Raw genomic sequence first — 26,573 nt, forward strand, 5'->3', positions numbered from 1 at the left:
CCTTTAGCCAGATACCTGTAAAGCATAGCAAAACAGAAAAGAAGGTCATAACTTAATCAAATTAAATCTTCCGGGCTAATTTTTCACGGGCCACCCGCCCCAGGACGCTCCATGGCCAGCAACACGAACACCACGGACAAACCCGGTACCGACCCATCCCTGAACGCCCTTCCGGAGCACATTCGTCAATGGGGCCGGGAACTGGGCTTTGCCGACATCGGCATTACCACGGCACAGACCGGCCCCCACGCCGAACGCCTGCAACGCTGGCTGGCCGCCGGCTACCACGGCCAGATGGGTTACATGGCCGACCACGGCGACAAACGCTACACGCCGGACTCACTGGTGCCTGGCACCACACGGGTCATCTCGGTTCGCCTGGATTATCTGCCGGCACCGGACAACCCGAAAGAGGTGCTGACCAACCGGGAAAAGGCCTATGTCACCCGCTACGCCCTGGGCCGGGATTATCACAAACTGATGCGCAAGCGCCTGGCGACGCTGGCCAAATGGATTGACGAAGCCGTCAGCGGTTACGACTACCGAGCCTTCGTGGACAGCGCACCGGTACTGGAGCGTGGACTGGCACAGCGCGCCGGGCTGGGCTGGATCGGCAAGAACAACATGCTGATTCACCCGAAAGCCGGTTCCTATTTCTTTCTGGGTGAAATCTTCACCAGTGCGCCATTACCGGTGGACGAGCCCTTTGAAAAACAACACTGCGGCTCCTGTTCCGCCTGCCTGGAGGTCTGCCCGACCGACGCCTTTGTTGGCGCCCACTTACTCGATGCCCGGCGCTGCATCAGCTACCTGACCATCGAGCTCAAGGGCCCCATCCCAGAAGAACTGCGCGCAAAAATGGGCAACCGGGTGTTCGGCTGCGACGACTGCCAACTGGTGTGCCCCTGGAACAAATTCAGCAAGGCCACGGCGGAAAACGACTTTCAGCCGAGGCATGGCCTGGAAAATTCGGAACTCGCCGAACTGTTTCTGTGGAGCGAAGAGGAATTCCTCAAGCGCACCGAAGGCTCGGCCATCCGCCGTACCGGTTACGAAAACTGGCTGCGCAACCTGGCGGTCGGGCTGGGCAACGCGCCGTCCACCATTCCGGTGATCGAGGCGCTTAAACAGCGGGCCGATCACCCGTCAGAACTGGTACGCGAGCACGTAGCCTGGGCCCTGCGCCGGCATGGCTTATAGCTTGAAGAAGGTTTCCCGGTAGTGGCGCAACTCGTTAATGGAATCACGAATGTCGTCCAGTGCCAGGTGGCTGCCTTTTTTCTTTACGCCATCGAGTACGTCCGGGCGCCAGCGGCGGGCGAGCTCCTTGATGGTGGAGACGTCCAGGTTCCGGTAATGGAAGAAGGCTTCCAGCTCGGGCATGTATTTAACCAGGAAGCGCCGGTCCTGGCCGATGCTGTTGCCACACAGGGGCGACTCGCCGGCTGACAGGTGTTCTTTCAGGAACTCCAGGGTCAGCTGTTCGGCCTCCGCTTCGGTGACGTTGCTTTCCTTGACCCGCTGGGTGAGCCCGCTGGCACCGTGGGTGTTGGTGCACCATTCATCCATGGCATCCAGCAGACTGGTTGGCTGGTTAATAGCGATCACCGGGCCTTCGGCGACGGTGTTAAGCTCCGAGTCGGTGATGATCGTTGCCATTTCAATGATGCGTTCCTTTTCCGGATCCAGGCCGGTCATTTCCAGATCGATCCAGACCAGTTTGCTGTTTTGCTCTGTCATATTCCTGGGCTCTCTATTTTGCATGCTGGTTTAAGGTGCCGGTACGGATGTGGGTTGGCTTCACGGGACACGCTGTGGATACGTCCCTGTACGCTTGACTGCAGCATCCATGCTGCAGACAGTCCCGTGAAGCCAACCCACACCCGCACGCTTGGACAAAGTGCATTCCGCACCATGATTCGACTTAATAAGTTCAAAACCATTTTACGGCAATTCAACGGAAGCATTGCTGAATGACGCCCGCGACGGCAGAGCCATCATTAGCGAATAGCAGTTTGATCGAAAGCGCTGGGCGGGTAGGCCTTCCCAGGAGTATCTGAAGCCATGGATGGCTTCAGCTAAGCGCACATGGATGTGCTCGTAGCGTCTCCTGGGAAGGCCTACCCGCCCGGCGCGCACCGCTAAACTTGCAGTCTTACAATACCCAAGCGAGCACCGAAGTTAACCCATTGTCCATGATTCACGTATCATGTGTCACACCACTTCCCCGGAAAACGTGCAAGCAAATGGCCAAACGCAGACTGAACAAACGCCAGCAGTGGCGTATCGAAAAAATCCAGAAAGAGCGCGCCAGCCGTGCTGCCCGCAAGGAAAAAGTGGTTCAGGAGCAGGCCGAGGCCGGCGAACTGGGAGCCGAGCAGGAAGGGCTGGTCATTGCCCACTTTGGCCAGCAACTGGATATCGAGGCGCTGGAAGGAGAGGATGCCGGACAGGTATTCCGGTGTTTTGTGCGGGCCAACATCGACAGCCTGGTGACCGGCGACAAGGTGATCTGGCGACCGGGCAAGAGCGAGACCGGGGTGATTGTGGCCCGCTGCGACCGGGGGAATCTGCTACAGCGGCCGGACAATTTCGGGGCGCTGAAGCCGGTGGCAGCGAACATTGATCACATCATTCTGGTGATCGCGCCCGAGCCGGAGCCCCACGACAACCTGATTGACCGCTACCTGGTGGCCTCCGAAACCGCAGACATACCGGCGGTTATCCTGCTCAACAAGACCGACCTGATAGACGACCACAACCGCGACCACATCGACACCCTCATGGCCCGTTATCAGAGGCTGGGCTATGAGGTGGTGCGCACATCTGCCGCGAACAGCCAGACCTCGCCGGCGCCGGAGGTAGAAGCACTGGTTCGGGACAAAACCAGTGTGTTTGTGGGCCAGTCCGGGGTGGGCAAGTCATCGATCATCCAGACGCTGCTGCCGGATGAACACTTGCGAGTGGGCGCGGTGTCGCAGAGTACTGGCAAGGGTGTTCACACCACCACTACAGCGAAGCTGTTTCACCTGCCCATGGGCGGTGCACTGATTGATTCACCGGGCATTCGGGAGTTCGGCCTGTGGCACATGACGCCACAGGAACTGGAATACGGTTTTCGGGAGATTCGTCCGCTGATTGGCCTGTGCAAGTTCCGCAACTGCCGGCACATGGGTGACCCGGGCTGCGCACTGGATGCCGCCGCCGAGTCGGGGGAAATTTCACCGGAGCGGCTGAAAAGCTTTCATCGCATTCTGCACGACATGGCCGAGCAGAATGCGCGCGGGCTCAAGCTGTCCTGATAAAACCGCCAGGCGCCCTGCCGGCTCGTTACCAGTTGAGCTCGCCTTCTTCAGGCTCGTCCGGAGCCTGGAACCAGTCGCCCCCCTCCAACTGCTCCGTCGCCTGCTGCTGATCTTCCTCGCTCGGCTCCGTCAGATCAATCAATGGCCTGTCCGAGCGCGAGGCATCGCTCTGGATGTCGTCAGCGGTTTTCTTGTTCAGCACGATAATCGAGATGCGCCGGTTTACCGGGGCCTGCGGGTTTTCCTTGTCGAACAGCACCGAGTCACTCAGGCCCACCACCCGGCCAATCTGCTCCGGGCGCACGCCACCGGCCACCAGGGCCCGGCGCGCCGTGTTGGCCCGGTCGGCTGACAGCTCCCAGTTGGTGTAACCGGGGCGACCACTGAACGGTGTGGCATCGGTGTGGCCAGTGATGCTGAGTTTGTTGTTAACCGAGCCCAGGGTCTTGGCCAGTTCAAACAGGATGTCCTGGGAGTAGTACTTGAGTTCGTCCCGGCCGCTGTCGAACATGGGCCGGCCGGAGCGGTCGACGATCTGTATGCGCAGGCCCTCGTCGGTGATGTCAATCAGCAGCTGGTCCTTGAACTCCTGCAGGGTTTCACTCTGCTCGATGCGCTCGTTCAGCTCCTGGAACAGCTCTTCCATCCGCCGCTGCTCAAGGGTTTCGGACAACTCGTCCACGGTCTCGTCTTCAAGCTGAATCTGGTTCGTGGCTTCATCCTGAGGCGTTTCGTCCACCACCGAAGCGCTGCCCCCCATATCAACCGGGTTGGGTGAACCACCCTCGGTAAAACCGACCGGGTCCTTGAAGTAACTCGACACCGCCAGCTTCTGTTCCGGCGTGGCGGTCGCGGTCAGCCACATCACCAGAAAGAACGCCATCATGGCAGTGGCGAAGTCGGCAAAGGCGACCTTCCACGAGCCACCATGATGGCCGGCGACCACCTTTTTCTTGCGCTTGATGATTATCGGCTGCTCTTCCACGCCTTACTCCGTCGTGCCCGGGGGTGCCGGTGGTTACTTGGACCGAACGTGGTCGTTCAGTTCCTGGAACCCGGGCCGTTTGTCGGTGGGCAGGGCCTTTCGGCCAAACTCAATGGCCATCTGCGGGGCCTGTCCGGAAACCGTAGCCACCACCGCCGATTTAACGCAGTCGTAGGCTTTCAGTTCGTACTTGGCGGAATGCTCCAGGGCGATGGCCGTGGGGCCGACAAAACCATAGCCCATCCAGATACCCAGGAAGGTACCCACCAGGGCGGCCGCCACGCTCAGGCCGATTTTCTCCGGACCTTCGGACATGTAGTTCATGGTGATCACGATACCCAGCACCGCCGCCACGATACCCAGGCCCGGCAGGGCATCGGCAATCTTATTGACAGCGTGGGAGGGCTCTTCGAGTTCGTGCTGACGGCTCTCGATTTCGTTCTCCATCATGCCCTCGAGCTCATGTGCCGCCATATTGCCGGTACTGATAATGCGCAGGTAATCGGTAATAAAGTCCAGCAGATGCTTTGACTTCATCACCGCCGGATAGCGGGTGAAAATCTGGCTGGATTCCGGGTTATCGATGTCTTCCTCAATCGCCATCACCCCCTGCTTTCGTGATTTATCGAAGATCTCGTACAACAGGCTCAGAAGGTCCATGTAATAGGACTTGTTGTACGGAGAACCGGTGAGCAGCCGCACCACTCCCTGTCCCACTTCCTTAACCGTGTGCATGGGGTTGGCGATGATGAAGGAGCCCACGGCAGCACCGCCGATAATCAGCACTTCCGTCGGTTGCCACAGCACGGCGAGGTTCCCCCCGTGCAGCACATAGCCACCCAGAACACTGGCAACAACAATTACAGCACCAATAATCAACAACATGGGATCAACACACACCTTTGTTCCGGTTAAGGAGACCGATCATAGCAAGCCTCTGCCATGACCGCGAAGCCCTGAAAAGCATTTCTATCGACCGGTTACAATTTGATAAACTTACCGGCCGTTTTAACGTAAGAGATGTTCCGAATGCTTGATAAGCTGTTTGTTTTCAGCCAGTACCTTACCCCGCAACTGGCGATTTCCCATCTGGCCGGCCGCCTGGCCGACAGCGCCAGAGCCTCCGGTTTGAGGCGCCGGGTGATCAAATGGTTTATCGGCCGTTACGGCGTAAACATGAGCGAGGCCGCCGAGCCGGACTTCACCGCCTACCCGACGTTCAACGCCTTCTTCACCCGGGCGCTCAAAGACGGCGCCCGGCCGATCGATGGAGGTGATGACGTTTTCGTCAGCCCGGTGGATGGTACGATCAGCCAGCTCGGACAGGTCAATCAGGATCGTGTTTTCCAGGCCAAGGGCCAGTCATTCAGCCTGTTCGAGCTGCTGGGTGGCAGCCCCGAGCGGGCGACCCCCTTCACCGACGGCGAGTTTGCCACCCTGTACCTGTCGCCAAGCGACTACCACCGCATTCACATGCCCATGGCAGGCACCTTGAAAGAGATGGTGTATGTGCCCGGCAAGCTGTTTTCGGTTAACCCGACCACCGCCGACAACGTGCCCAACCTGTTCGCCCGCAACGAACGGGTGGTGTGCATCTTCGACACCGATGCCGGACCGATGGCGCTGGTACTGGTAGGCGCCATGATTGTCGGCAGCGTGGAAACCACCTGGGCCGGCATTGTGGCTCCCAACCCTCACCAGGTCAGCCACTGGCACTACCAGGGCGATGACGCACCGCGTTTCGAGAAAGGCGAAGAAATGGGCCGCTTCCGCCTGGGGTCAACCGTTATCGCGGTGATGCCACAAGGATCTGTGCAGTGGAACAGAGAACAGACAGCCAGCAAAACCGTGCGTCTGGGCGAAGCCTTTGGCACGCTTTCCGGGCTTTCAAAGTCAGGCCCGATCGGCGGGGAAAGCTAACACTTCGTCAATCGAGCCGGCGCCCACTTTCAGCATTAACAGGCGGTCCAGACCCAGAGCCACCCCGGAACAGGCAGGCAAACCGGCTTCCAGCGCGGCCAGCAGACGCCCATCCACGGGCATGTCGGCTTTCCCGTTCGCCCGACGCTGGCGATTGTCCGCCTCGAACCGCCGCTTCTGCTCCTCGGCGTCTGTCAGTTCCCAGTAACCGTTACACAACTCCAGCCCGTTGATATACAACTCGAACCGATGGGCCACCGGGTAGCCGTCGTCTGGGGACACCCGCGCCAGGGCCGCCTGCGAGGCTGGATAACGGGTAATAAACACCGGTCGCTTGCGGCCCAGTTCCGGCTCCACGCGAAAACTCATCACCAGGTCCAGGCAGCCATCACGACCCAGCCCCGCCAGTTGTTCAGGCTCCAGCCACCGCTGGCAGTACCGGCCCAGGTCATGGTCGGTAATGGTCATGGGATCAAAGCCGGCGTAGCGCCGAACCGCTTCACGGTACGGCAACTGATCAGGTTCCGGACATTCAAGCCACTGGCACACCAGATCACCCACCTCGGCCATCAGTTGCTGATCGGTAAACCCTTCCCGGTACCACTCGAGCATGGAAAATTCAGGATTGTGTCGGCGCCCCCGCTCACCCTTGCGGAAGACCCGTGCCACCTGGTAAATCGACCCGGCACCGGCAGCCAGAAGCCGCTTCATGTGGTATTCGGGGGAGGTCTGCAGCCACCAGGAAGGTGACGGCCCGGCATCAGGAAAGGCGGGAATACCATCCAGATTCACATCCGTCACGCCAAAGCGACCCAGCACCGGTGTCTCCACTTCCATGACCTGCCGGCGCGCAAAAAAGCCGCGCACGTATTGCAGTTGCCGTGCGCGGCTTTTCAGCGTTTCCAGTGAAGCGGTGGGCTGCCAGTCAGAAGCAGACACACTCAAGCTCGATCAGCTGCTTTTGACACGGCTGACGTATTCGCCAGTACGGGTATCCACCTTCAGCACTTCGCCAATGGTGATAAACAGGGGCACATTCACCACCGCGCCGGTGGACAGGGTCGCCGGCTTGGAGCCGCCCTGGGCGGTGTCACCCTTCATGCCCGGATCAGTGTCGACCACTTCCAGCTCAACAAAGTTCGGCGGGGTGACCGACAAAGGCGCATCGTTGTAAAGAGTGACGGTGTACTTGTCCTGCTCCTTGAGCCACTTGACGGTATCGCCAACGGCTTTTTCGCTGGCCGGATACTGCTCAAAGGAGCCGTCGGTCATCATGAAGTACCAGAACTCGCCATCGGAATACAGGTATTCCATTTCCAGCTCGACCACATCGGCCGCTTCCAGGCTCTCACCGGACTTGAAAGTGCGCTCCCAGACCCGGTTGGTCATCAGGTTGCGCAGTTTCACCCGGTTGAACGCCTGGCCCTTGCCCGGCTTGACGAATTCGTTCTCCAGCATGATGCAGGGATCGCCATCCAGCAAAACCTTGAGACCGCTGCGAAATTCGTTGGTAGAATATGAAGCCATGAGATGTTCACCTGACGTAATGTCGTTTAAATTTGAAAGGGCGCTATGATACAGCGAACCCCTGCCCGTATAGAAGCCCGCAATGAGCCGGCCGGCCATGCACCCCGCACGGCAAGGCTCCATATCCCTGAACCGGACGCCAGTTGGCAGCGCCTCCTGGCCAGCGCCGTCACCCGCCCGGAGCAATTGCTGGCCCGCCTGAAGCTGCCCGCCGATGCCTGGCTGGCGGGCGCCGAGGCCGGTCACGGGCTATTCAGCATCCGGGTACCGGAGCCATTCATCCAGCGTATGGAGCCCGGCAACCCAAACGACCCTCTCTTGCGCCAGGTGTTGCCGCTGGCCGAGGAAACGGCCCGGGCGCCGGGTTTTGTCACCGACCCGCTGGCCGAAGATGGCGCCGTGGCAACCACCGGATTGATCAGAAAGTATCGCAGCCGGGCGCTGCTGATGGTCACCGGCCAGTGCGCCATCAACTGCCGCTACTGCTTCCGCCGGCACTTTCCCTATGCCGACCACCGCCTTGGGCCGGACGACCGCCGGCAGATCGCCGATACACTGACAGCTGACCAGGACATCAACGAGGTTATCTTCAGTGGCGGCGACCCCCTGGCAGCCAGCGACAAGCTGCTGGCCCAGTGGTCGCAACTGCTCGAAGACATCCCCCATATTCGCCGGCTGCGCATTCACTCACGCCTGCCGGTGGTCATCCCCCAACGGGTAGACAGCTCGCTGCTGGCCTGGCTTTCCGCCAGCCGCCTGCAAAAAATACTGGTGATCCACGTCAATCATCCTGCCGAAATTGACGAACCCACCCGTGCCGCCCTGGCCAGGCTGAGGGGCGCCGGTGTTACCCTGCTGAACCAGAGCGTAATCCTGCAGGGCGTGAATGATGACACCGACACCCTGATTGAGCTCAGCGAGACCCTGTTTGACGCCGGCGTCATGCCCTACTACCTGCACGCTTTTGATCCGGTGCAAGGCGCCCATCATTTTGATGTCAGCGATGATCACGCCAAGGCTCTGGTGCGTGGCATGATGGATCGGCTGCCCGGCTTTCTGGTGCCCCGGCTGGTCAGGGAACTGCCGGGGGAAACCAGCAAGACCCCCCTGCTCTAGCGTTCCCCGCACAGCGATGCAAGTGCTTGTCGGTTCGCTTTTTTTCGCCGTTTTGCTATTCTGATTTTCACTACTAATCAATCATTACGGCCTTTCTTTTTAAGCGTTTTCGGATGACGTGAATCGGGAAAGGTCGCCGGATGGTGGCGTCAAGACATGGAAGGAATGGAAAAGCCGGATCTCCAGGTGCCGGAACAAAAGACAGCCAGCCTGTCGTTTTGTGAAACCACACCCAAGGCGTTCCGCCAGTGGGCCGGGCAACTGCCCATGGTCAACACCGGCGAGGCGTCCCGGCAGCTTTACCATGCCATTCTGGAGCTGAACCAGGTATTCCTGGCCCCACAACAGCGCCTGCAGCTTCTGGAAATCATCCGTGACAAGATTCACTTTGTCTGCGAGGAGCTGTCCCGCCATTTTTTGGGCCTGGCCATTGCCCTGCCGGAAAAACAGCGGAAGATCGCCAATCTGGCCCAGGCCCTGCAGCTGCACCTGGCCAACGGCTACAAACTGTGCCTGCTGGAGTTCCTCGATAACGGCGGCATCGAAAAACACCGCAAGCCGGTCGCCACCGCGACTCACCGGATCATTGCCGAACTGGGAGCGACGATTCTCCGCGCCCATCAGCTGTACTGCCCGAGCCCCCGGCGCAGCTGGCTGGAATGTCACCATCTGTACCGGTTCGCCTGGCAGCAGGGCCTGCTGGACCAGAGCGTGGAAGACAACACCCTGAACCACCAGCCGGCCACCACCATTGCCGCTGATTACAAGCGGATTCTGCTGCTCGGCTGCGCCCGGCCCAACCAGTTGCGCCAGAACGAGCTGACCCAGGTGTACGATCTGTTTGAAACCTGGGCCCGCCATGGCCAGTGTGGCCCGGAGGCCGACGAACACAGCCTGTTCGTGGTTAACCCGCAGCAGGACAAACCGCCGGTATACCGCAGCCTGCTGGACAAGACACCGGAAGAGTCCTGGTACGGGTTCGATACCACGGTCCTGTCCGGCTATCTCACCGAAATACTGCAGGCCAGACGCGAACGCCGTCCCGGAGCCGGTAGCCAGCCGGGTATTCCGGTAGAGGTACCCGGCACCATCAGCGACAACCTGCTGACCCATTTAAGCCAGGCGCTGGGCATACTGGCCAAACGGAACTTCAACCGTATTGCCAGCCAGGGCACCCTGGAGCTTTGCGTGGGACTGAGCGCGACCCATTATTTTGTCGCCGGCGAGAAAACCTTCTCCGAGTTTCTCGAGGGCAATGAAAGCGACCACCATTTGCAGGAAAACCTGTTTATCAAAAAAGCCAATGCCCCCAAGGATGCCTGGTCCCAGGCCCACGACACCGGGCCCAGCGAAGACCGCCTGCATTCAGCCGAGACCCCCATTACCTTTCGCACCGGCTCCGGCAACCAGGCAGCAACCGAGGCCCGTCGCAACCGGCCGCAGTCGCACCAGACCCTGCTGATCAACACCAGCCCCGGTGGTTACTGCGTGGCCTGGGAACAGAATGTGCCGCCATCCCTGCAGGCCGGCGAGATTCTCGGGGTGCGCGAGCACAAATCGCACCCATGGAGCATCGCGGTGGTACGCTGGCTGCGCCAGATCAGGAACCAGGGCACCCAGTTGGGCATTGAGCTGCTGGCCCCGAGTGCCGCGCCCTGTGCGGTAAGATTGATCCAGAAAGTGGGGCAAAACAGCGAATACCTGCGCGGGCTCATGCTGCCGGAAATCAACGTGGTTAACCAGGCCGCCACGCTGGTCACACCGCGCATGCCGTTCCAGACCGGGCAGCGGATTTCACTGTTGCACGACGGCTGCGAAGACCACGCTCAATTGCTGAAAAAGGTCTCGGCCACCGGCAGCATCAGCCAGTTTGAGCTCAAGCTCTTCAGCTCGCAGCCGCTGGCGGGCACTTCGGACGCCCGGCCCTCTCCGGGCCAGCCAACAACCGACGATGAGTTTGACTCATTATGGCCATCCTTGTGACGTACCCGGTTGTTATCCGTCGTCGGCCACTGCATTATGAGGCCATTAAATTTTGACCAGACAGTGCCCGGCACCCGGCGCCGGTAACCTGGCTCATGGGCACCACGAGATACCTTCGGAATGCAGAAACACAACACTACCGTACACCTGTTAATTCTCGATCCGTCACAGAATGACGCGGAATCGGTTGTCAGCCTGTTACGCAACGCTGGCCGGGCCACACGCGCCCACCGGATCACCTCCGAAGAGGATCTGGAGGAAGCCCTGAAGACGTCCACCTGGGATCTGTTCCTGGCCCGGGACATGGATGAACAGGAATTTGGCCCGGACGACGCCCTGGCCACCATCAAGCGCATGGACAAGGACATCCCGTTCATCCTGCTGACCGAACAGGCCGACCGCAAACGCACCGTCGACATCATGAAAGCGGGCGCCCAGGACGCCCTGCCGTTCGAGTATTCCGATTTGCTGGTACTGGTGGCCAAACGGGAACTGGCAGCGCTGCACGAGCGCCGGCGCCGGCGTGTACTTGAGTCCCACCTGCGCGAAGCCGAGCAGCGCTGCCAGTTACTGCTGGAAAGCTCCAAGGATGCCATTGCCTACATTAACGACGGCATGCACATCTACGCCAACCAGTCCTACATGGAGCTGCTGGGCTACGATGACATTGACGAGCTGATCTGTATTCCGGTGCTCGACACCCTGACTCCCGATAGCCAGGAAAAGTACAAGGACTTCATGAAAACCTTCGCCCAGAAGCGCGAAGACGGCATGACCCTCAACTGCACCGCCCGGCGCAGCGATGACCAGGAACTGGACGTCACCATGTCGGTGTCCGCCGCCACCTTTGATGGCGAAGCCTGCACCCAGATTGTCCTGCAGCCGGCCCACTCCGATGCCGAGCTGGAAGAAAAACTGCAGGAAATCAGCAACCAGGATCTGCTCACCGGCCTGTATAACCGGCAGTACCTGATGGCAGCCCTGGGCCGTGCAGTGGCGGAAGCTGGCAAAAACAACCAGACCGGCGCCATCGCCTATCTTGCCCTGGACAACTTCCTGTCCATGAAAAACCGCATAGGCATCGCCGGCGCCGACCTGTTGCTGGGCGATCTGGCCACCCTTCTGCGGGAACATGCGGGCTCGGGCGTTACCCTGGCCCGCCTGAGTGACGACGCGTTCTGCATGATGTGCCTGCCCTGTGACGAGAAGTCCATGGAACAGCAGTGCGAGGGCATTCGCAAAGCGGTGGAAGACCATCTGTTCGACATCAATGGCCACACGGTGCCCCTGACCGTCTCCATCGGTATTGCCGCCATTACCGAAAACTCGCCGAAAGCCGAGGACCTGCTGGGGCGGGCACATATTGCCTCCTCGGAAGTGAAAAAACTTGAAGGCCACAGCGACGGTAACGGTGTGCTGGTATACAACCCGGCCGATTACGAAAAGCTGGACAGCAAGAACTCTGCCGAAGCCATCCAGCGGGCGCTCGACGAGAACCGCTTCCGCCTGCTGTTCCAGCCGGTGATCAACCTGCGCGGCGAGGACGAGGAGCATTACGAAGCCTTTGTTCGCATGCTGGACAAGGACAACAACGAAATCTCGCCCTACGATTTCCTGCCCCCGGTCGGCCCGACGGAAACGACCATCAAAATCGACCGCTGGGTCATCCTGCAGACCATCAAACAGCTGTCCAACCACCGCTCCCGCGGGCACGATACCCGCATGTTCCTCAACGTGACAGCCGAAACCCTGCAGGACAAAACCTTTACGCCCTGGCTCAGCGTGGCCCTGAAAGCCGCACGTTTGCCCGGCGACTCCCTTATCTTCCAGATTCGCGAGGGCGACGCCGCCAACCACATGAAACAGGCCAAGGATTTCACCAGGGCGGTACACCAGCTGCGCTGCAAGGTATCGATTTCCCAGTTCGGCTGCGCAATCAACCCGTTCAACACGCTCAAGCACATTGATGCCGATTACGTGAAGATTGATGGTTCGTTTACCGAGGAAATCCAGAAGAACAACGAGGCCAAGGACCAGGTAAAGGAAATGGTCAAAACCCTGCAAAATGCCGGCAAGCTCACCATCATCCCGCTGGTGGAGAACGCCAGTGTGCTGGCAACACTCTGGCAGGCTGGCGTCAATTACATCCAGGGCTATTACCTGCAGGCCCCGGTGCCGGAGATGAACTACGACTTCAGCGAAAACTGACCGGCAAGGTTAGCTGCCAGTGGCGTTGATGAACCGGCGCCTGCAAAAAGGCGAACCCGCAAGGGCTCGCCTTTTTGATTTCCGGAGCCCCGTCCGAAGCGGGGCTACAAATGCAGGCTGGTTTCACTCTGACGAAAACCGATCAGATACAGAATCGCATCCAGTCCCAGAGTCGAGATGGAGTGGCGCGCGGACTCCTTCACCAACGGCTTGGCCCGGAAGGCCACACCCAGCCCGGCCTGGCTGAGCATGGGCAGATCATTGGCGCCATCGCCCACGGCAATCACCTGCTCCCGGGAAATATGTTCTTTCTCGGCGATCTCCAGCAACAGCTCGGCCTTGCGCTGACCGTCCACTATCTGGCCTTTCACCTCACCGGTGACCTTGCCATCGACAATTTCCAGCTCGTTGGCGTAGATGTAATCGATGCCCAGCTTGCGCTGCAGATGGCGGGCGAAATAGGTAAAGCCGCCCGACAGGATCGCGGTACGGTAACCCAGCGCCTGCAGGCTGCGTATCAGGTGTTCGGCACCCTCGGTCAACCGCAGGCGATTGGCAATGCCCTCCAGCACGGACTCATCCAGGCCTTTCAACAGCGCCAGCCGCTCGGCAAAGCTCTGGCTGAAATCCAGTTCGCCCTGCATGGCCCGCTCGGTGATTTCCGCCACCTGGTCACCCACGCCGGCCTCTCGTGCCAGCTCATCGATGACTTCGGCTTCGATCAGGGTGGAATCCATATCGAACACCACCAGCCGGCGGTTACGGCGGAAAATGGAGTCCTCCTGGAAGGCGATATCCACGTTCATTTCCCCGGCAATATGCAGGAAATCCGCCCGCAGCTGCTCAAGATCCGTGGGGGTGCCACGCACGGAGAACTCCACGCAAGCGATGCGGTTATCCGATGGATTCAGCGAGGGGCGGGCCGACAGCCGGGTGATGTTGTCAATGTTCAGTCCATGGCGGGCAGTAATAGCCGATACCCGGGCAATCTGCTCGGCCTTGATGTCCCGGGACAGCAGGGTCACGATGTAGCAGGCCCGGTTGCGGCCGGCCGCCCAGGCCTGGTACTCCTGCTCGGTAATCGGTGCAAAACGCACCTGCAGATCCAGCGCATGCAGGCGAAACAACAAGTCGCGAATCACCGGCGAAGATCGGGATTCATCGGGAATCTCGATCAGGATGCCCCAGGTCAGGTGATCGTGGATCACGGCCTGACCGATGTCCAGAATACGGACATCGTATTGGCCCATGATGCCGGTGATTTCCGAGGTCAAGCCGGGCTTGTCACGCCCGGACACGTTAATCAGTACCAGTTCACTCACTGTCCGCGTTCTCCTGTTCCTGCGCCCGGGCGGCGGAGGGTGTTACCACAATGTCGTCAACCCGCTGCAAACCGCGTGGCAGCTTGTGCCCGCGCCGGCCACGGTCGCCAAGGTAATGCTCCAGGTCACTGAACCTCAGGCCCAGTTTGCGCTTGCCGGCGCGGATTTCCAGCTGATCCTCCTCGCCGAACACCCCCAGTGCCACCACAAACTCTTCCCGGCTCTGCACCCGGGCCGAGGGAATGCTGAGCATCTTGTTACCCTTGCCCTTGGCCAGCTCGGGCAGTTCCGAGAGTGGAAACACCAGCATGCGGCCTTCGTTGGATACCGCTGCGATGTACAACGTGGAGGCGGTCTCCGGCACCATCACCGGCGGCATCAGCCGCGCCCCCTTGGGCACGGTGACCATGGCCTTGCCCGCCCGGTTCTTGCTGATCAAGTTGTTTAGATCCGTAACAAACCCGTAGCCGGCATCGGTGGCCAGCAATACCTTGTGTTCCGGCTTGCCGGTCACCAGGCCGGCAAAGGTGGCACCGGAAGGAGGGTTGATACGACCGGTCAGAGGCTCGCCCTGGCCCCGGGCCGAAGGCAGGCTGTGAGCCATCAACGCATAGGCCCGGCCGGTTGAATCGAGGAAGATGGCCTGCTGGTTATTGCGACCGCGCGCCGCCAGGGCGAAGCGATCACCGGCCTTGTAATTGAGGCCCGCCGGGTCAATGTCGTGCCCCTTGGCCGCGCGTACCCAGCCTTTCTCCGATAGCACGATGGTGACCGGGTCGTTGGACACCAGATCGGTCTCACTGAAGGCACGGGCCTCTTCCCGCTCGACAATCGGTGAGCGGCGGTCGTCACCAAAGGCCTCGGCATCCCGCTCCAGCTCGCTTTTGATCAGTTCGCGCAAACGGTCTTCGGAGCCCAGGATGGATTGCAGCTCATCGCGCTCGGCGGACAATTCGTCCTGCTCACCGCGGATCTTCATTTCTTCCAGCTTGGCCAGGTGGCGCAGTTTCAGTTCAAGAATGGCCTCGGCCTGCTCCGGCGAGAGACCAAAGCGGCGAATCAACTCGTCTTTGGGCTTGTCTTCGTAGCGGATAATCTCGATGACTTCATCGATGTTCAGGTAGGCAACCAGCAAGCCTTCCAGAATGTGCAGGCGGGCCAGCACCTTGTCCAGGCGATGCTGGAGCCGGCGGGTAACCGTGGTTTTCCGGAACGCCAGCCATTCGGTCAAAATCTCCGCCAGGCCTTTTACTCCCGGCCGGCCGTCGTTACCGATCATGTTGAGGTTCACCCGGTAGGTTTTCTCAAGATCGGTACTGGCGAACAGGTGCGCCATCAGACCATCCAGGTCCACCCGGTTGGAACGGGGGACAATCACCAGGCGGGTCGGGTTTTCATGATCGGATTCATCCCGCAGATCCGCCACCATGGGCAGCTTTTTGGTCTGCATCTGCTGGGCAATCTGCTCCAGCACCCGGTTACCGGATACCTGGTGCGGCAGGTCGGTAACCACAATCTCACCGCTTTCACGCACCCAGCGCGCCCGCATTCGCAGTGAACCCCGGCCGGTCTGGTACATTTTGCGCAGGTCCGCCCGGGGCGTGATGATCTCGGCCCGGGTCGGGAAATCCGGCCCCTTGATGTGTTCACACAACTGATCAATCGAGGCTTGCGGCTCGTCCAGCAGGCGAATACAGGCGGCTGTCACTTCCCGCACGTTGTGGGGCGGAATGTCAGTGGCCATGCCGACGGCAATGCCGGTGGTGCCGTTGAGCAGCACGTGAGGCAACCGGGCTGGCAGCACCGAGGGTTCGTCCATGGTGCCATCGAAGTTGGGCACCCAGTCCACCGTGCCCTGCCCCAGCTCGCCAAGCAACACTTCGGCAAACGGCGCCAGCCGGGATTCGGTGTAACGCATGGCGGCGAAGGATTTGGGGTCATCCGGCGAGCCCCAGTTGCCCTGCCCATCCACCAGCGGATAGCGGTAAGAAAATGGCTGGGCCATCAACACCATGGCTTCGTAACAGGCGCTGTCACCGTGGGGGTGAAACTTACCCAGCACATCGCCCACGGTACGGGCGGACTTCTTGTACTTGGAGGTGGATTTCAGTCCCAGCTCGGACATGGCATAGACAATACGCCGCTGAACCGGTTTCAGGCCGTCGCCTACGTTCGGCAATGCCCTGTCCAGGATGACGTACATGGAATAATCAAGGTAGGCCTTCTCGGTGTAATCCCGCAACGAGACCCGTTCGAAACCTTCATCCGTTGTCTGAAACTCTGGCATGGATGCCCCTTTGCCTTGAATGCCTGACGTGAAATGTGGCGTATCATGCTACGCTTTTGCGCCGACCGGTGCCGGCCCCTTAATGGCGCACCATTATATGGACGCCGGGCCGGATACACCAATTTCCAATAGCGGAATTCCCGAATGGAGCAATGATCGGGCGCACCTTACTCTGCGGTAACGTAATCAGAACGCCGTTGAAATTCTCGGATGAGCGGAAACTTATGAAACCCATTTTCAAAGCTTGCGGGCATGCCATGATCACTGCCGTGATCAACGCCTTTCTGGCGGTCGCCCTGATGCTCATGGTGGAATTCGCCATCAGCGGCACATTCCAGGTGGCGGAGCCTTATTTGTGGGCAGGATTCCTGATCTGGATTGTCATTTTTGGCGGGCAATTCCTGCGCCAGCGGCATCTGTGCCGCTGTGCGGAACAAAACGGTGATACCCAGGAAGGGTAAACACCGTTTTTCTTACACTGCGATTACTGCTTGATACCTTCCACGGAAATTTCCAGCTCCACAACCTCAGACGCCGGCCCCAAATCCATCGGGATGCCAAAATCCTTCAGGCGCAGCTCGGTTTCAGCCTCAAAGCCCATCCGGTAACCGCCCCAGGGGTCTTCGCCATGGCCCAGCATTTCCGCTTCCAGGGTGACTTCCCGGGTCACGCCGCGCAGGGTCAGATCACCGATGATGTCGGCTTCGTCACCATCGTCATCCAGTTCAATGCGCTTGCTCTTGAAGGTGGCCTGCGGGTACTCACCCACATGCAGGAAATCCTCGCTGCGCAGGTGCTTGTCCCGCTCCGCGTGATTGCTGTCAACGCTGGCCGGATCAATGGTGACCGTTACCGAGCTGTTTTCCGGATTTTCGGCGTCATAGACAAATTCGCCATCAAAATCATTAAAGCGCCCGTACAGCCAGCTGTAACCCAGATGTGAAATCCTGAAGGTGATGAACTGGTGGGTGTCCTTGTTATCGAAGGCGTAGGTACCGCTGTGATTATCGGCCTGGGCTGTACCTGCCAGCGCCAGGGATACGGCGGATGCGAGCAATACTTTCTTCATGGTTTTCTCCTTCTTGCACAGTGTCAGAAAATCCGGCCGGTGAGCTGACAGGGCTTACGCCTGCTTGCCCAACATCCGGCGCAGAGTATGATCACGATCAATCACATGGTGCTTCAGTGCCGCCAGAGCGTGCACACAAGCCAGTACGATCAATGCCCAGGTGCTCCAGTAATGGATACTGCCGGCAACATCTTCCATGCCCTTGATCCTGCCGGTGACAGACGGCACCTCGAACCAGCCGAACACGCTGATCGACGAGCCATCCGCCGTGGAAATCAGATAGCCACTGACCATGGCTGCCAGCATCAACCCATACAGCAACAGGTGCGCAATATGGGCTGAAACCACCTCCCAGCGGCGGTGGCCAGGCAAGGGTTGAGGGGAGGGATTCACGGCCCGCCAGAATAGCCGGAACAGCACCACCGCAAACAACAACAGCCCCACGCTACGATGAATGTCCGGCGCTTTGCGATACCAGTCATCGTAATAGGACAGCTCCACCATCCAGAACCCCAGGGCAAACAGTCCAATAACGGCAGCGGCTACCAGCCAGTGCAGAACAATGGCCAGCCAGCCATAACCCTGCCGGGAATTCCTGAGCGCCATGATGGTGGGACCTCCTGTCTGCGCGGGTTGTGGATGAACGAACAATTATGAAGAGTGTAGAAGGGGCTTACGCATCATAAAACCAGAATGTTTTGCGCTCGAAGATCAGTTTTTTTGATCAACCAGGACCGTGTTTCGGAGTACCCGTATGCGCTATTACGGATTGTTGGAATTCATCAGCCAGATAGAATGGACCCATAAATTAATCAGCGCTCCGAAAGGGGTTACAGACCAAGAGGTAGAGACATGGAACTGGAATTCGACGAATCCGTTGCCGTACCCAGCAATAACTAAGATTGCTTCCAAATCCCCCGGCCAGCCGGGGGATTTTTGTATCCGCCCACCCTCGCATATTCCACCCCTGAGCGGAATTAGTGGAAATACCGGCGAAAGTTTGGCAATCTGCAGCCCTCAGCCAGACACCACTCTGTTCTCGCCTATGTCCCGTGATGTTCCCGATTACATTCCTGCTTCTGAAGTTGAGCTGTTATCGCCCATGCTCAGCCAGGAAAGTAACCGGTGGACGGCTGATTTCCGCGGGCTGACGCTGCATACCGCATTGCAGCCCATCTACAGCCTGTCTCACAAACGCACCATCGGTTATGAAGCACTGATCCGGGCCTTTGATCACGAACAATGCCAGGTTTCGCCGTTACATCTGTTTGACCTGCCGGACTCCCACGCCGAGAACCTGCTGCTCGACCGGCTGTGCCGTTACCTGCACATCCGCAATTACAGTGGCATCAAGGATCAACTGAACTGGCTGTTCCTGAACGTATCCCCACAGGTGATCACAACAGGCAGCCAGAAAGATTCATTTTTCGGCCAGTTGCTGGAAAAAACCACCCTGCCACCGCACCGGATTGTCATCGAAATTGTTGAACAGCCCACCGACGACGCCGACCGCCTGCGGGAAACCGTGGCCTACTACCGGGAGCTGGGCTGTCTGATTGCCATTGACGATTTTGGTGCCGGCCACTCGAATTTCGAACGCATCTGGAACCTGTCGCCAGACATCGTGAAACTGGACCGGGCCCTGCTGACCCGCGCCACCGAAGACCGCAAGGCTCGCCAGATTCTCAACGGCATGGTGTCCCTGCTGCACCAGTCAGGATGTCTGGTACTCCTGGAAGGCGTGGAAACACGGGATCAGGCGATGATTGCCATCGATGCCGGAGTCGATTTCGTGCAGGGGTTCTACTTCCACAAACCGTCACTGGACCTTGAAGGCTTGTCCCGGGCCCAGGCGGATCTGGACGAGCTGCTGGAAGAGTACAAATATTACAAACAGCTGATCCGCGACCCGGACCAGCAGGTTGCCAATTTCTTCTCGATCCCCTTCAAGCGCACCGTGGCACAGTTGCAGGAAGACACCAGCATGTCGGAAGCCTGTGCGGAGCTGCTCAAACACCCCACCGTGTCGCGCTGCTACCTGGTCAACAGCCGGGGCATCCAGATCGAGGACACACTGGTGTCTGACTTCGTTGAGCGTAACCAGGATCCCCGCTACCGCCCCCTGGAAAGCACGGTCAGTGCCGACTGGTTCCGCCAGCAGTACCTGCGCCAGGCCCTGGCCGAACCGGGTGTGCTGCAAGTGACAACTCCCTACCTGTGCGCGACCGGCGCCTATATGTGTGTCACCCTGTCGCTGGCCTACGAACACCAAAACGAGACCCGCGTACTGTGCTGCGACATCCTGGCCAACGGCCAGGTCCTGGACAGTGACCAGCCCGACTATTAAAGCGGCACTATTCCATATACCAGCACAATAACGACAATACTGGCCGCGCCAACCAGCAGATTCATCGGCAGGCCGACCCTGACAAAATCACTGAAACGGTAGCCACCCGGCCCCAAAACCATCATATTGGTCTGGTACCCAAGAGGCGTGGCAAAGCTGGCGGAAGCCGCCATCATAATGGCAATCATAAAGGGTTCGGCGTCCACCCCGAGGGTCCTGGTCAGTGACAGGACAACCGGCACCATGAGTATCGCGGCAGCGTTATTGGTCAGCATTTCGGTCAACACAGACACCACGACATACACCAGAATCAGCGTCAACAGCAGGTTGTCGCCACTCAGGCCAATCACCCCCTCGGCCAGATAGCTGGCGGCACCGGTTTGCTCCAGCGCCGCGCCCAGGGCAAACGCCGAGGCAATGGTGAGTGCGACAGGGACATCTATCGCCTTCTGCGCCTGCCCGACAGAACAGCAGCCGGTCAGAATAACCAGGGCGGCACCCACAAGGGCCGCGTTGAGCATCGACACCACGCCCAAAGCCGCGAGCCCGACCAGGGTGAACAAAATGCCCCAGGACAACCAGGCCCTGTCGTGTCGCGGTGGCTCAGTGTCCAGATCGTTAATCAGCAGGAAATCCTTGTTGTAGCGCTGCCGACTCACGAACGCGGGCCGGGCTTCCAGCAACAGGACGTCGCCGGGCCGCAGGCGGATATTGCCCAGGTTGCCCGGCACACGCTCTCCACCGCGAGCCACCGCCAACACCACCGCACCATAGCGATCCCGAAACCGGGCATCACGAATGGTCTGCCCCAGCACATTCGATTGCGGAGAAAGCACGGCCTCCACCAGGCGCCGTTCTGCCCGGTCCTTGCTCAAAGCCGGTTCATCGTCATGCACTGACGGGACAATGCCGTTGATTCGCAAGAGATCGGAAATCGCCTGGGTGTCACCGGCAAACACCAGCCGGTCGCCGCCACGAAGGTGCTCCTCCGAGGGCACAGCCGTTACTACACTGCCATTTCTCTCAATCTCAACCAGGTATAACCGGTCCAGCTCACGCAAGCCCGCCTCGCCCACCGACTTGCCGACCAGCGGTCCGCCATGGGCGACCGCCACCTCCAGGGTGAACTCGTTGACGGAACCAAATTTCTGCTGATCCTTTCTGCTGGGTAACCACCGGGGCATAAACACCAGGATGGCGACCAGGCCAATAACCGCCACAGGCAGCCCAACCTTGGTAATGGCAAAGATGGAAAAACTGTCACTGCCAGTAAGTTGCTGATACTGACCATTAACCACCAGATTGGTGCTGGTACCGATCATGGTAAGCGAGCCACCCAGAATGGCGGCATAACTCAGAGGGATCATCAGTTTTGAAGGGGGAATGCCAATTTTTCGCGACCAGGCATGCACGGCGGGGATCATGGTGGCAACCACCGGCGTGTTGTTCAGAAAACCACTGAGCAGGGTGACGGGCAAGGCAATGCGGGCCTGGGCACGGCGTGTTGTTCCGGGGTTACCCAACAGGTGATGCACCAACAGATCCACACCACCCGAGTGGTGAATGCCGGCAGCCACCACAAAGAGCGCGACTACCGTCACCAGACCGGTATTACTGAAACCGGACAGAGCCTGATCCGGCTCCAGGATGCCTGTGGCACTGAGCACCACCAGTACCGCCAGCATGACCATGTGCGGAGCGACACGCCCTGAACTCATCAATAAAAGCGATGAGAGAGCCAAGCCGAGGGTAAACCAACCTTGCCAATCCATAATCCACTTTCATCCAACCCTGAAACCACCAAGGGTAATGAAAGCGGAGAAATATTAAAAAGAATAACGGATACCTTTTAAATACCCAAAACGAATATCAGACTTCAATATCCGCCATATTACCGTACTCCTCCAGCCACGCCCGGCGGTCGGATGCCCGCTTCTTGCCCAACAGCATGTCCATACGCTCGTCGGTATCGTCGCCCTCTTCCAGAGTGAGCATCACCAGCCGGCGAGTGTCCGGTGCCATTGTGGTTTCGCGCAACTGCAGCGGGTTCATCTCGCCCAGCCCCTTGAAACGGGTCACCTGAATCTTGCCCCGGCGTTTCTCCGCCGCGAGCCGGTCCACAATGCCCTGCTTTTCATGCTCATCCAGCGCGTAGAAGGTTTCCTTGCCCAGATCCACCCGGTACAGCGGTGGCATGGCCACGAACACATGGCCGGCCGCCACCAGCGGCCGGAAATGCTTCACGAACAGCGCGCATAGCAAAGTGGCGATGTGCAGGCCGTCGGAATCGGCATCCGCCAGGATACAGATCTTGTTATAGCGCAGACCCTCGAGTTTGTCGGAGCCGGGGTCCACCCCGATGGCCACGGCGATGTCATGCACTTCCTGGGAAGCCAGAATTTCGCCGGACTCCACTTCCCAGGTGTTCAGGATCTTGCCCCGCAGCGGCATCACCGCCTGGAATTCCCGGTCCCGGGCCTGCTTGGCTGAACCGCCCGCCGAATCCCCTTCCACCAGAAACAGCTCGGAGCGACTGGCATCGGCGCCGGAACAGTCCGCCAGCTTGCCCGGCAAGGCAGGCCCGGAGGTCACCTTCTTGCGGGCCACTTTCTTGCTGGCCCGAAGACGGCGCTGGGCATTGCTGATGAACAGATCCGCCAACACCTCGGCAATATCCGTATGCTGGTTCAGCCACAGACTGAAGGCATCTTTCACCACACCGGAGACAAACGCCGCCGCCTCCCGGGAGGACAGCCGCTCCTTGGTCTGACCGGAAAACTGCGGCTCCTGCATTTTGAACGACAGCACGTACGCCGCCCGCTCCCAGATATCCTCGGGGGAGAGTTTTACCCCACGGGGCAACAGACTCCGGAACTCGCAGAACTCGCGCATGGCTTCCAGCAGGCCGGTGCGCAGGCCGTTCACATGAGTTCCGCCCTGGGCGGTGGGAATCAGGTTCACGTAGCTTTCCTGCACCGCATCGCCGCCTTCCGGCAGCCACTGGATGGCCCAGTCCACCGCTTCACTGTTGCCGGAAAAACTGCCGGTGAATGGTTCCAGAGGCACGGCTTCAATATCCGCCAGGGCCGTGCGCAGATAATCCCGAAGCCCCTCCTCGTAACACCACTCGTCTTTCTCACCGGTCTTTTCCTGCAGGAAAGTCACCGTCAGCCCCGGGCACAAGACTGCCTTGGCGCGCAAATTGTGACGCAAACGACTGACTGAAAAGTTGGGGCTGTCGAAGTAGCTGGCGTCCGGCGTGAACTTCAGGCGGGTGCCGGTGTTGCGTTTGCCGACAGTATCGATCACTTCCAGATCAGAAGCCTTGTAGCCGTTGGCAAACGTCATCCGGTGTACCTGGCCATCCCGTTTGATGGTGACTTCCAGATGAGTCGACAGGGCATTGACCACCGACACCCCGACACCGTGCAAGCCACCGGAGAAATTGTAATTGCCCTGGGAGAACTTGCCGCCGGCATGCAGCCGGGAAAGAATCAGCTCAACACCGGGTACGCCGTGCTGCTGGTGAACATCCACCGGCATGCCCCGGCCATCGTCTTCCACACTCAGGGAGTTGTCACTGTGCAGCACCACATCGATACGCCGTGCGTGGCCGGCCAGCGCTTCATCGACACTGTTGTCGATCACTTCCTGAGCCAGGTGGTTGGGCCGTGAGGTGTCGGTGTACATGCCCGGGCGCTTGCGTACCGGGTCCAGGCCACTCAGAACTTCGATGGCATCGGCGTTGTACTGTTGCTGGCTCATAGTCGGGGCACGGCTCCGCGTTGGATGGTCAAAACAGAGCCATAGCTTAGGGATTCACGCTGAAAGATCAACGGTTGTTTACACCAGGGTTGTACTGATCGATGGCCGCTCACCGGTTGTCGGGTTTCGGCAGGCCAACGAGAGGCTTCGGGGTCAGACCCGAGACCTTCAGCTTCTGCCAGTCCGCCGGTTTGATAGCCAGTACCGCACAGGGTGAAGTGATGACCTGGGCGGTGGCCATGCCCGGTGCTGGTTCACGTAATTTCATGGAAAGGCTGAGCACACCCTGCTCGGCGGAGAACCCATCCAGCGTCACACTGTAACCGGCCGTCGGCTTTTGCCCCAGGGTAACAAACACCAGGCTTTCATCGGCCAGGTCCACCGCGCGCACCAGTTCGGTGGACAGATTCTGGCCAGCAACACCCAGTAATCGGTCGCGATGCTCCGCGGAGCGCACCCAGGCCACACCCGGCCCGGTCAGGCCGCAATGGGCAGACTGGGTAACCTGGCGGGCCTCGGGGGAGTTCCGGGCACTTTTCTGATGGGTCGTGTTGGCGCAACCGGCCAGCACGATGGTAAGAAACAAAACTGGCAAGACGGAGCTGATACCCGGCATTCGCGTTATTCCCTGATGGCCGTTAAACATTGGCGTCAAAAGCACCGGTATTCTAACAGCATCAGGAACCGGTGCGGTGGTCCAGGAGGTCGGTATAACGAGATCCGCACCGCCATGCGGATCTCCACTTGGCGTGAGCCCGATCAAGCGGTAACATTGCCGTTTTTTCGCGCAGTCTGAAATTTCCGGCACAGCCACCCCTATATTCCAACTCCCAGCACCCTGCGAGGCAGACATCCGTCATGCTTGAACGACTGTTCCAACTCCAGGCCCACGGCACCACTGTTCGTAAAGAAGTAGTGGCGGGCATTACCACTTTCCTGACCATGGCTTACATTATCGTGGTCAACCCCAGCATTCTTTCCGCCACCGGCATGGATTTCGGGGCGGTCTTCGTCGCCACCTGTATCGCCGCCGCCATCGGCACCCTGATCATGGGCCTCTGGGCCAACTACCCGATTGCCCTGGCACCGGGCATGGGGCTCAATGCCTTTTTCTCGTTTACGGTGGTCGGGTCCATGGGCTACAGCTGGCAGGTGGCCCTGGGGGCCGTGTTCCTGTCCGGCTTCATCTTCTTCATCCTGAGCGTGGTAAAAATCCGCGAATGGCTGATCAACAGTATTCCCATGTCGCTGCGTTTCGGCATTTCTGCCGGCATTGGTTTCTTCCTCGCACTGATCGCCCTGAAAAACGCCGGCGTGGTGGTCGACAACCAGGCCACCCTGGTTGGCATGGGTGACATCAAAATGGCGGAGAGCCTGCTGTTCTTCGGTGGTTTTGTCTTGATCTGTGCGCTGTCGTTCCGCCGCATTACCGGCGCGGTGATGATCGGCATCCTGGCCATTACCGTCATTGCCATGATGATGGGCATGGTGGAGTACGAAGGCCTGGTTTCCACTCCACCCAGCCTGGCCCCCACCTTCATGGAGCTGGATATTGCCGGCGCCCTGAACGTGGGCATGATCAGCGTGGTGTTCGCTTTCCTGTTCGTGGACCTGTTCGACACCTCCGGCACCCTGATCGGCGCCGCACAGCGCGGCGGCCTGCTCGATAAAGACGGCAAACTGCCCCGCCTGGGCCGGGCACTGATGTCTGACTCCGTGGCCACCATGTCCGGGGCGGCACTGGGCACCTCCACCACCACCAGCTACATTGAATCCACCGCTGGCATTTCAGCCGGTGGGCGCACCGGCCTGACTGCCGTGGTGGTGGCTGTGCTGTTTCTGGCCTGCCTGTTGCTGTCACCCATCGCCAGCATTATCCCGCCATATGCCACGGCTCCGGCCCTGCTTTACGTGGCGGTGCTCATGGCCAGCGGCCTGAAACTGGTGGACTGGGACGACATCACCGATGCCGCACCGGCCATTGTCACCGCCCTGACCATGCCGCTGACCTTCTCCATTGCCAACGGCATCGCCCTGGGCTTCATTACTTATGCCGTGATCAAGGCACTGGCCGGGCGCTGGTCTGACCTGAACGCCAGCGTGGTGGCCATTGCAGTGGTCTTTGTTCTGAAATTCATGTTCCTGGAGGCCGCGTAAGCGGTCTCTTGGCGTTACCAGCAGGTCTTGTCATGGACTATTTTTCCGAGAGCATCAAACAGGCCATCCGCACTGTACCGGACTGGCCCAAACCCGGCGTGGCGTTTCGCGACATTACCACCGTACTGCAGGATAAAACCGCCTTCCGCAAGCTGATCGACGCCTTTGTGCACCGTTACCACGGCCAGCATATTGACGCGGTAGCCGCGGTGGACGCACGCGGCTTCATCATCGGCTCGGCCCTGGCCTACGAACTGAACGCCTCCCTGGTGCTGGTGCGCAAGAAAGGCAAGTTGCCGTTCGACACCCTGGTGGAAGACTACGAGCTGGAATACGGCACCGCCTCGGTGGAACTGCACGAAGACGCCTTCAAAGCCGGCGACAACGTGGTCCTGGTGGATGACCTGATCGCCACCGGCGGCACCATGCTGGCAGCCTCCCGCCTGATTCGCCGTATTGGCGCGGACATTGTCGAAGTGGCGGCCATGATCGACCTGCCAGCCCTGGGCGGCTCCACCAAACTCAAAGAAGAAGGCCTGAAGGTCTATACTGTCTGTTCATTCGACGACGATTGAACCGGGG

At 59.5% G+C, this 26,573-nt stretch carries 22 protein-coding genes; 10 read left to right on the plus strand and 12 right to left on the minus strand.

Annotated elements, in window-relative coordinates:
• The first annotated feature begins 111 nt into the window (after window positions 1-111).
• The gene (queG, locus tag BMZ63_RS01495) at window positions 112-1,200 is read left to right on the plus strand and encodes a tRNA epoxyqueuosine(34) reductase QueG (RefSeq protein ID WP_091700655.1); all 1,089 of its coding nucleotides are present in this window, start codon (window positions 112-114) and stop codon (window positions 1,198-1,200) included.
• On the opposite strand, the gene orn is transcribed toward queG, so the two are convergent.
• Window positions 1,195-1,740 carry an oligoribonuclease gene (gene orn, locus BMZ63_RS01500; RefSeq protein ID WP_091700658.1) on the minus strand — a complete coding sequence of 182 codons (546 nt, stop codon included), beginning with the start codon at window positions 1,738-1,740 and terminating at the stop codon, window positions 1,195-1,197. The genes queG and orn overlap by 6 nt on opposite strands.
• A 506-nt stretch (window positions 1,741-2,246) precedes the next feature.
• Here orn and rsgA point away from each other — a divergent pair.
• On the plus strand, window positions 2,247-3,302 hold the full coding sequence (rsgA, locus tag BMZ63_RS01505) for a small ribosomal subunit biogenesis GTPase RsgA (RefSeq protein WP_091700661.1): 1,056 nt from the start codon (window positions 2,247-2,249) through the stop codon (window positions 3,300-3,302).
• Window positions 3,303-3,330: 28 nt separating this feature from the next.
• On the opposite strand, the gene motB is transcribed toward rsgA, so the two are convergent.
• Together motB and motA are read right to left on the minus strand one after the other, a co-directional pair.
• The gene (gene motB, locus BMZ63_RS01510; protein WP_091700665.1) at window positions 3,331-4,290 is read right to left on the minus strand and encodes a flagellar motor protein MotB; all 960 of its coding nucleotides are present in this window, start codon (window positions 4,288-4,290) and stop codon (window positions 3,331-3,333) included.
• A 33-nt stretch (window positions 4,291-4,323) separates the two neighbouring features.
• The gene (gene motA / locus BMZ63_RS01515) at window positions 4,324-5,175 is read right to left on the minus strand and encodes a flagellar motor stator protein MotA (RefSeq protein WP_091700668.1); all 852 of its coding nucleotides are present in this window, start codon (window positions 5,173-5,175) and stop codon (window positions 4,324-4,326) included.
• A 144-nt stretch (window positions 5,176-5,319) separates the two neighbouring features.
• Between motA and asd the strand changes: the two genes are divergently transcribed.
• Window positions 5,320-6,210 carry an archaetidylserine decarboxylase gene (gene asd, locus BMZ63_RS01520; RefSeq protein WP_091700671.1) on the plus strand — a complete coding sequence of 297 codons (891 nt, stop codon included), beginning with the start codon at window positions 5,320-5,322 and terminating at the stop codon, window positions 6,208-6,210.
• Here asd and epmA read toward each other — a convergent pair.
• Both epmA and efp read right to left on the minus strand, forming a co-directional pair.
• The gene (gene epmA, locus BMZ63_RS01525; protein ID WP_091700953.1) at window positions 6,184-7,149 is read right to left on the minus strand and encodes an EF-P lysine aminoacylase EpmA; all 966 of its coding nucleotides are present in this window, start codon (window positions 7,147-7,149) and stop codon (window positions 6,184-6,186) included. The two genes, asd and epmA, sit on opposite strands and share 27 nt — an antisense overlap.
• Before the next feature lie 12 nt (window positions 7,150-7,161).
• Window positions 7,162-7,737, minus strand: a complete 576-nt coding sequence (efp, locus tag BMZ63_RS01530; RefSeq protein ID WP_091700673.1) for an elongation factor P — start codon at window positions 7,735-7,737, stop codon at window positions 7,162-7,164.
• A 45-nt stretch (window positions 7,738-7,782) separates the two neighbouring features.
• Between efp and epmB the strand changes: the two genes are divergently transcribed.
• The 3 genes from epmB to BMZ63_RS01545 all read left to right on the plus strand — a co-directional run bounded on the left by epmB (window position 7,783) and on the right by BMZ63_RS01545 (window position 13,044).
• A complete protein-coding gene (gene epmB, locus BMZ63_RS01535) occupies window positions 7,783-8,853 on the plus strand; it encodes an EF-P beta-lysylation protein EpmB (RefSeq protein ID WP_091700676.1) in 1,071 nt (356 codons plus the stop codon).
• A 156-nt stretch (window positions 8,854-9,009) separates the two neighbouring features.
• Window positions 9,010-10,836, plus strand: a complete 1,827-nt coding sequence (locus tag BMZ63_RS01540) for a GTPase (protein WP_091700679.1) — start codon at window positions 9,010-9,012, stop codon at window positions 10,834-10,836.
• A gap of 120 nt (window positions 10,837-10,956) precedes the next feature.
• Window positions 10,957-13,044: an EAL domain-containing response regulator gene (locus BMZ63_RS01545; protein ID WP_091700681.1), complete on the plus strand. Its 2,088-nt coding sequence runs from the start codon at window positions 10,957-10,959 to the stop codon at window positions 13,042-13,044.
• Window positions 13,045-13,148: 104 nt separating this feature from the next.
• Here BMZ63_RS01545 and serB read toward each other — a convergent pair whose 3' ends face one another.
• The gene (gene serB, locus BMZ63_RS01550) at window positions 13,149-14,366 is read right to left on the minus strand and encodes a phosphoserine phosphatase SerB (protein ID WP_091700684.1); all 1,218 of its coding nucleotides are present in this window, start codon (window positions 14,364-14,366) and stop codon (window positions 13,149-13,151) included.
• Window positions 14,359-16,653: a DNA topoisomerase IV subunit A gene (gene parC, locus BMZ63_RS01555; protein ID WP_091700686.1), complete on the minus strand. Its 2,295-nt coding sequence runs from the start codon at window positions 16,651-16,653 to the stop codon at window positions 14,359-14,361. The genes serB and parC overlap by 8 nt, the downstream gene beginning before the upstream one ends.
• Before the next feature lie 224 nt (window positions 16,654-16,877).
• Here parC and BMZ63_RS01560 point away from each other — a divergent pair, with 224 nt between their 5' ends.
• Window positions 16,878-17,114, plus strand: coding sequence for a hypothetical protein (locus BMZ63_RS01560; RefSeq protein WP_091700689.1), 237 nt, complete (start codon window positions 16,878-16,880; stop codon window positions 17,112-17,114).
• A 23-nt stretch (window positions 17,115-17,137) separates the two neighbouring features.
• On the opposite strand, the gene BMZ63_RS01565 is transcribed toward BMZ63_RS01560, so the two are convergent.
• Both BMZ63_RS01565 and BMZ63_RS01570 read right to left on the minus strand, forming a co-directional pair.
• A complete protein-coding gene (locus BMZ63_RS01565) occupies window positions 17,138-17,722 on the minus strand; it encodes a YceI family protein (RefSeq protein WP_091700692.1) in 585 nt (194 codons plus the stop codon).
• Window positions 17,723-17,776: 54 nt separating this feature from the next.
• Window positions 17,777-18,328, minus strand: coding sequence for a cytochrome b (locus tag BMZ63_RS01570; RefSeq protein ID WP_091700695.1), 552 nt, complete (start codon window positions 18,326-18,328; stop codon window positions 17,777-17,779).
• A gap of 394 nt (window positions 18,329-18,722) precedes the next feature.
• On the opposite strand from BMZ63_RS01570, the gene BMZ63_RS01575 reads away from it, so the two are divergent.
• Window positions 18,723-20,069, plus strand: a complete 1,347-nt coding sequence (locus BMZ63_RS01575; RefSeq protein ID WP_227663679.1) for an EAL domain-containing protein — start codon at window positions 18,723-18,725, stop codon at window positions 20,067-20,069.
• Here BMZ63_RS01575 and BMZ63_RS01580 read toward each other — a convergent pair.
• The 3 genes from BMZ63_RS01580 to BMZ63_RS01590 form a co-directional block, all read right to left on the minus strand.
• The gene (locus BMZ63_RS01580) at window positions 20,066-21,787 is read right to left on the minus strand and encodes an SLC13 family permease (protein WP_227663678.1); all 1,722 of its coding nucleotides are present in this window, start codon (window positions 21,785-21,787) and stop codon (window positions 20,066-20,068) included. The genes BMZ63_RS01575 and BMZ63_RS01580 overlap by 4 nt on opposite strands.
• A gap of 151 nt (window positions 21,788-21,938) precedes the next feature.
• Window positions 21,939-23,834, minus strand: a complete 1,896-nt coding sequence (parE, locus tag BMZ63_RS01585) for a DNA topoisomerase IV subunit B (protein ID WP_091700703.1) — start codon at window positions 23,832-23,834, stop codon at window positions 21,939-21,941.
• 109 nt (window positions 23,835-23,943) lie between these two features.
• Window positions 23,944-24,450 (minus strand): protease complex subunit PrcB family protein, encoded by a 507-nt coding sequence (locus tag BMZ63_RS01590; RefSeq protein ID WP_091700706.1) that lies wholly within the window; start codon window positions 24,448-24,450, stop codon window positions 23,944-23,946.
• A 242-nt stretch (window positions 24,451-24,692) separates the two neighbouring features.
• Here BMZ63_RS01590 and BMZ63_RS01595 point away from each other — a divergent pair, with 242 nt between their 5' ends.
• Both BMZ63_RS01595 and BMZ63_RS01600 read left to right on the plus strand, forming a co-directional pair.
• Window positions 24,693-25,991: an NCS2 family permease gene (locus BMZ63_RS01595; RefSeq protein ID WP_091700708.1), complete on the plus strand. Its 1,299-nt coding sequence runs from the start codon at window positions 24,693-24,695 to the stop codon at window positions 25,989-25,991.
• Between the two features lie 32 nt (window positions 25,992-26,023).
• Complete coding sequence (locus BMZ63_RS01600; protein ID WP_091700711.1) at window positions 26,024-26,566, plus strand: adenine phosphoribosyltransferase; 543 nt, start codon at window positions 26,024-26,026, stop codon at window positions 26,564-26,566.
• Window positions 26,567-26,573: the final 7 nt, after the last annotated feature.

The organism is Marinobacter persicus (assembly GCF_900114155.1).
In the GTDB taxonomy this organism is placed as follows: Bacteria; Pseudomonadota; Gammaproteobacteria; order Pseudomonadales; family Oleiphilaceae; genus Marinobacter; species Marinobacter persicus.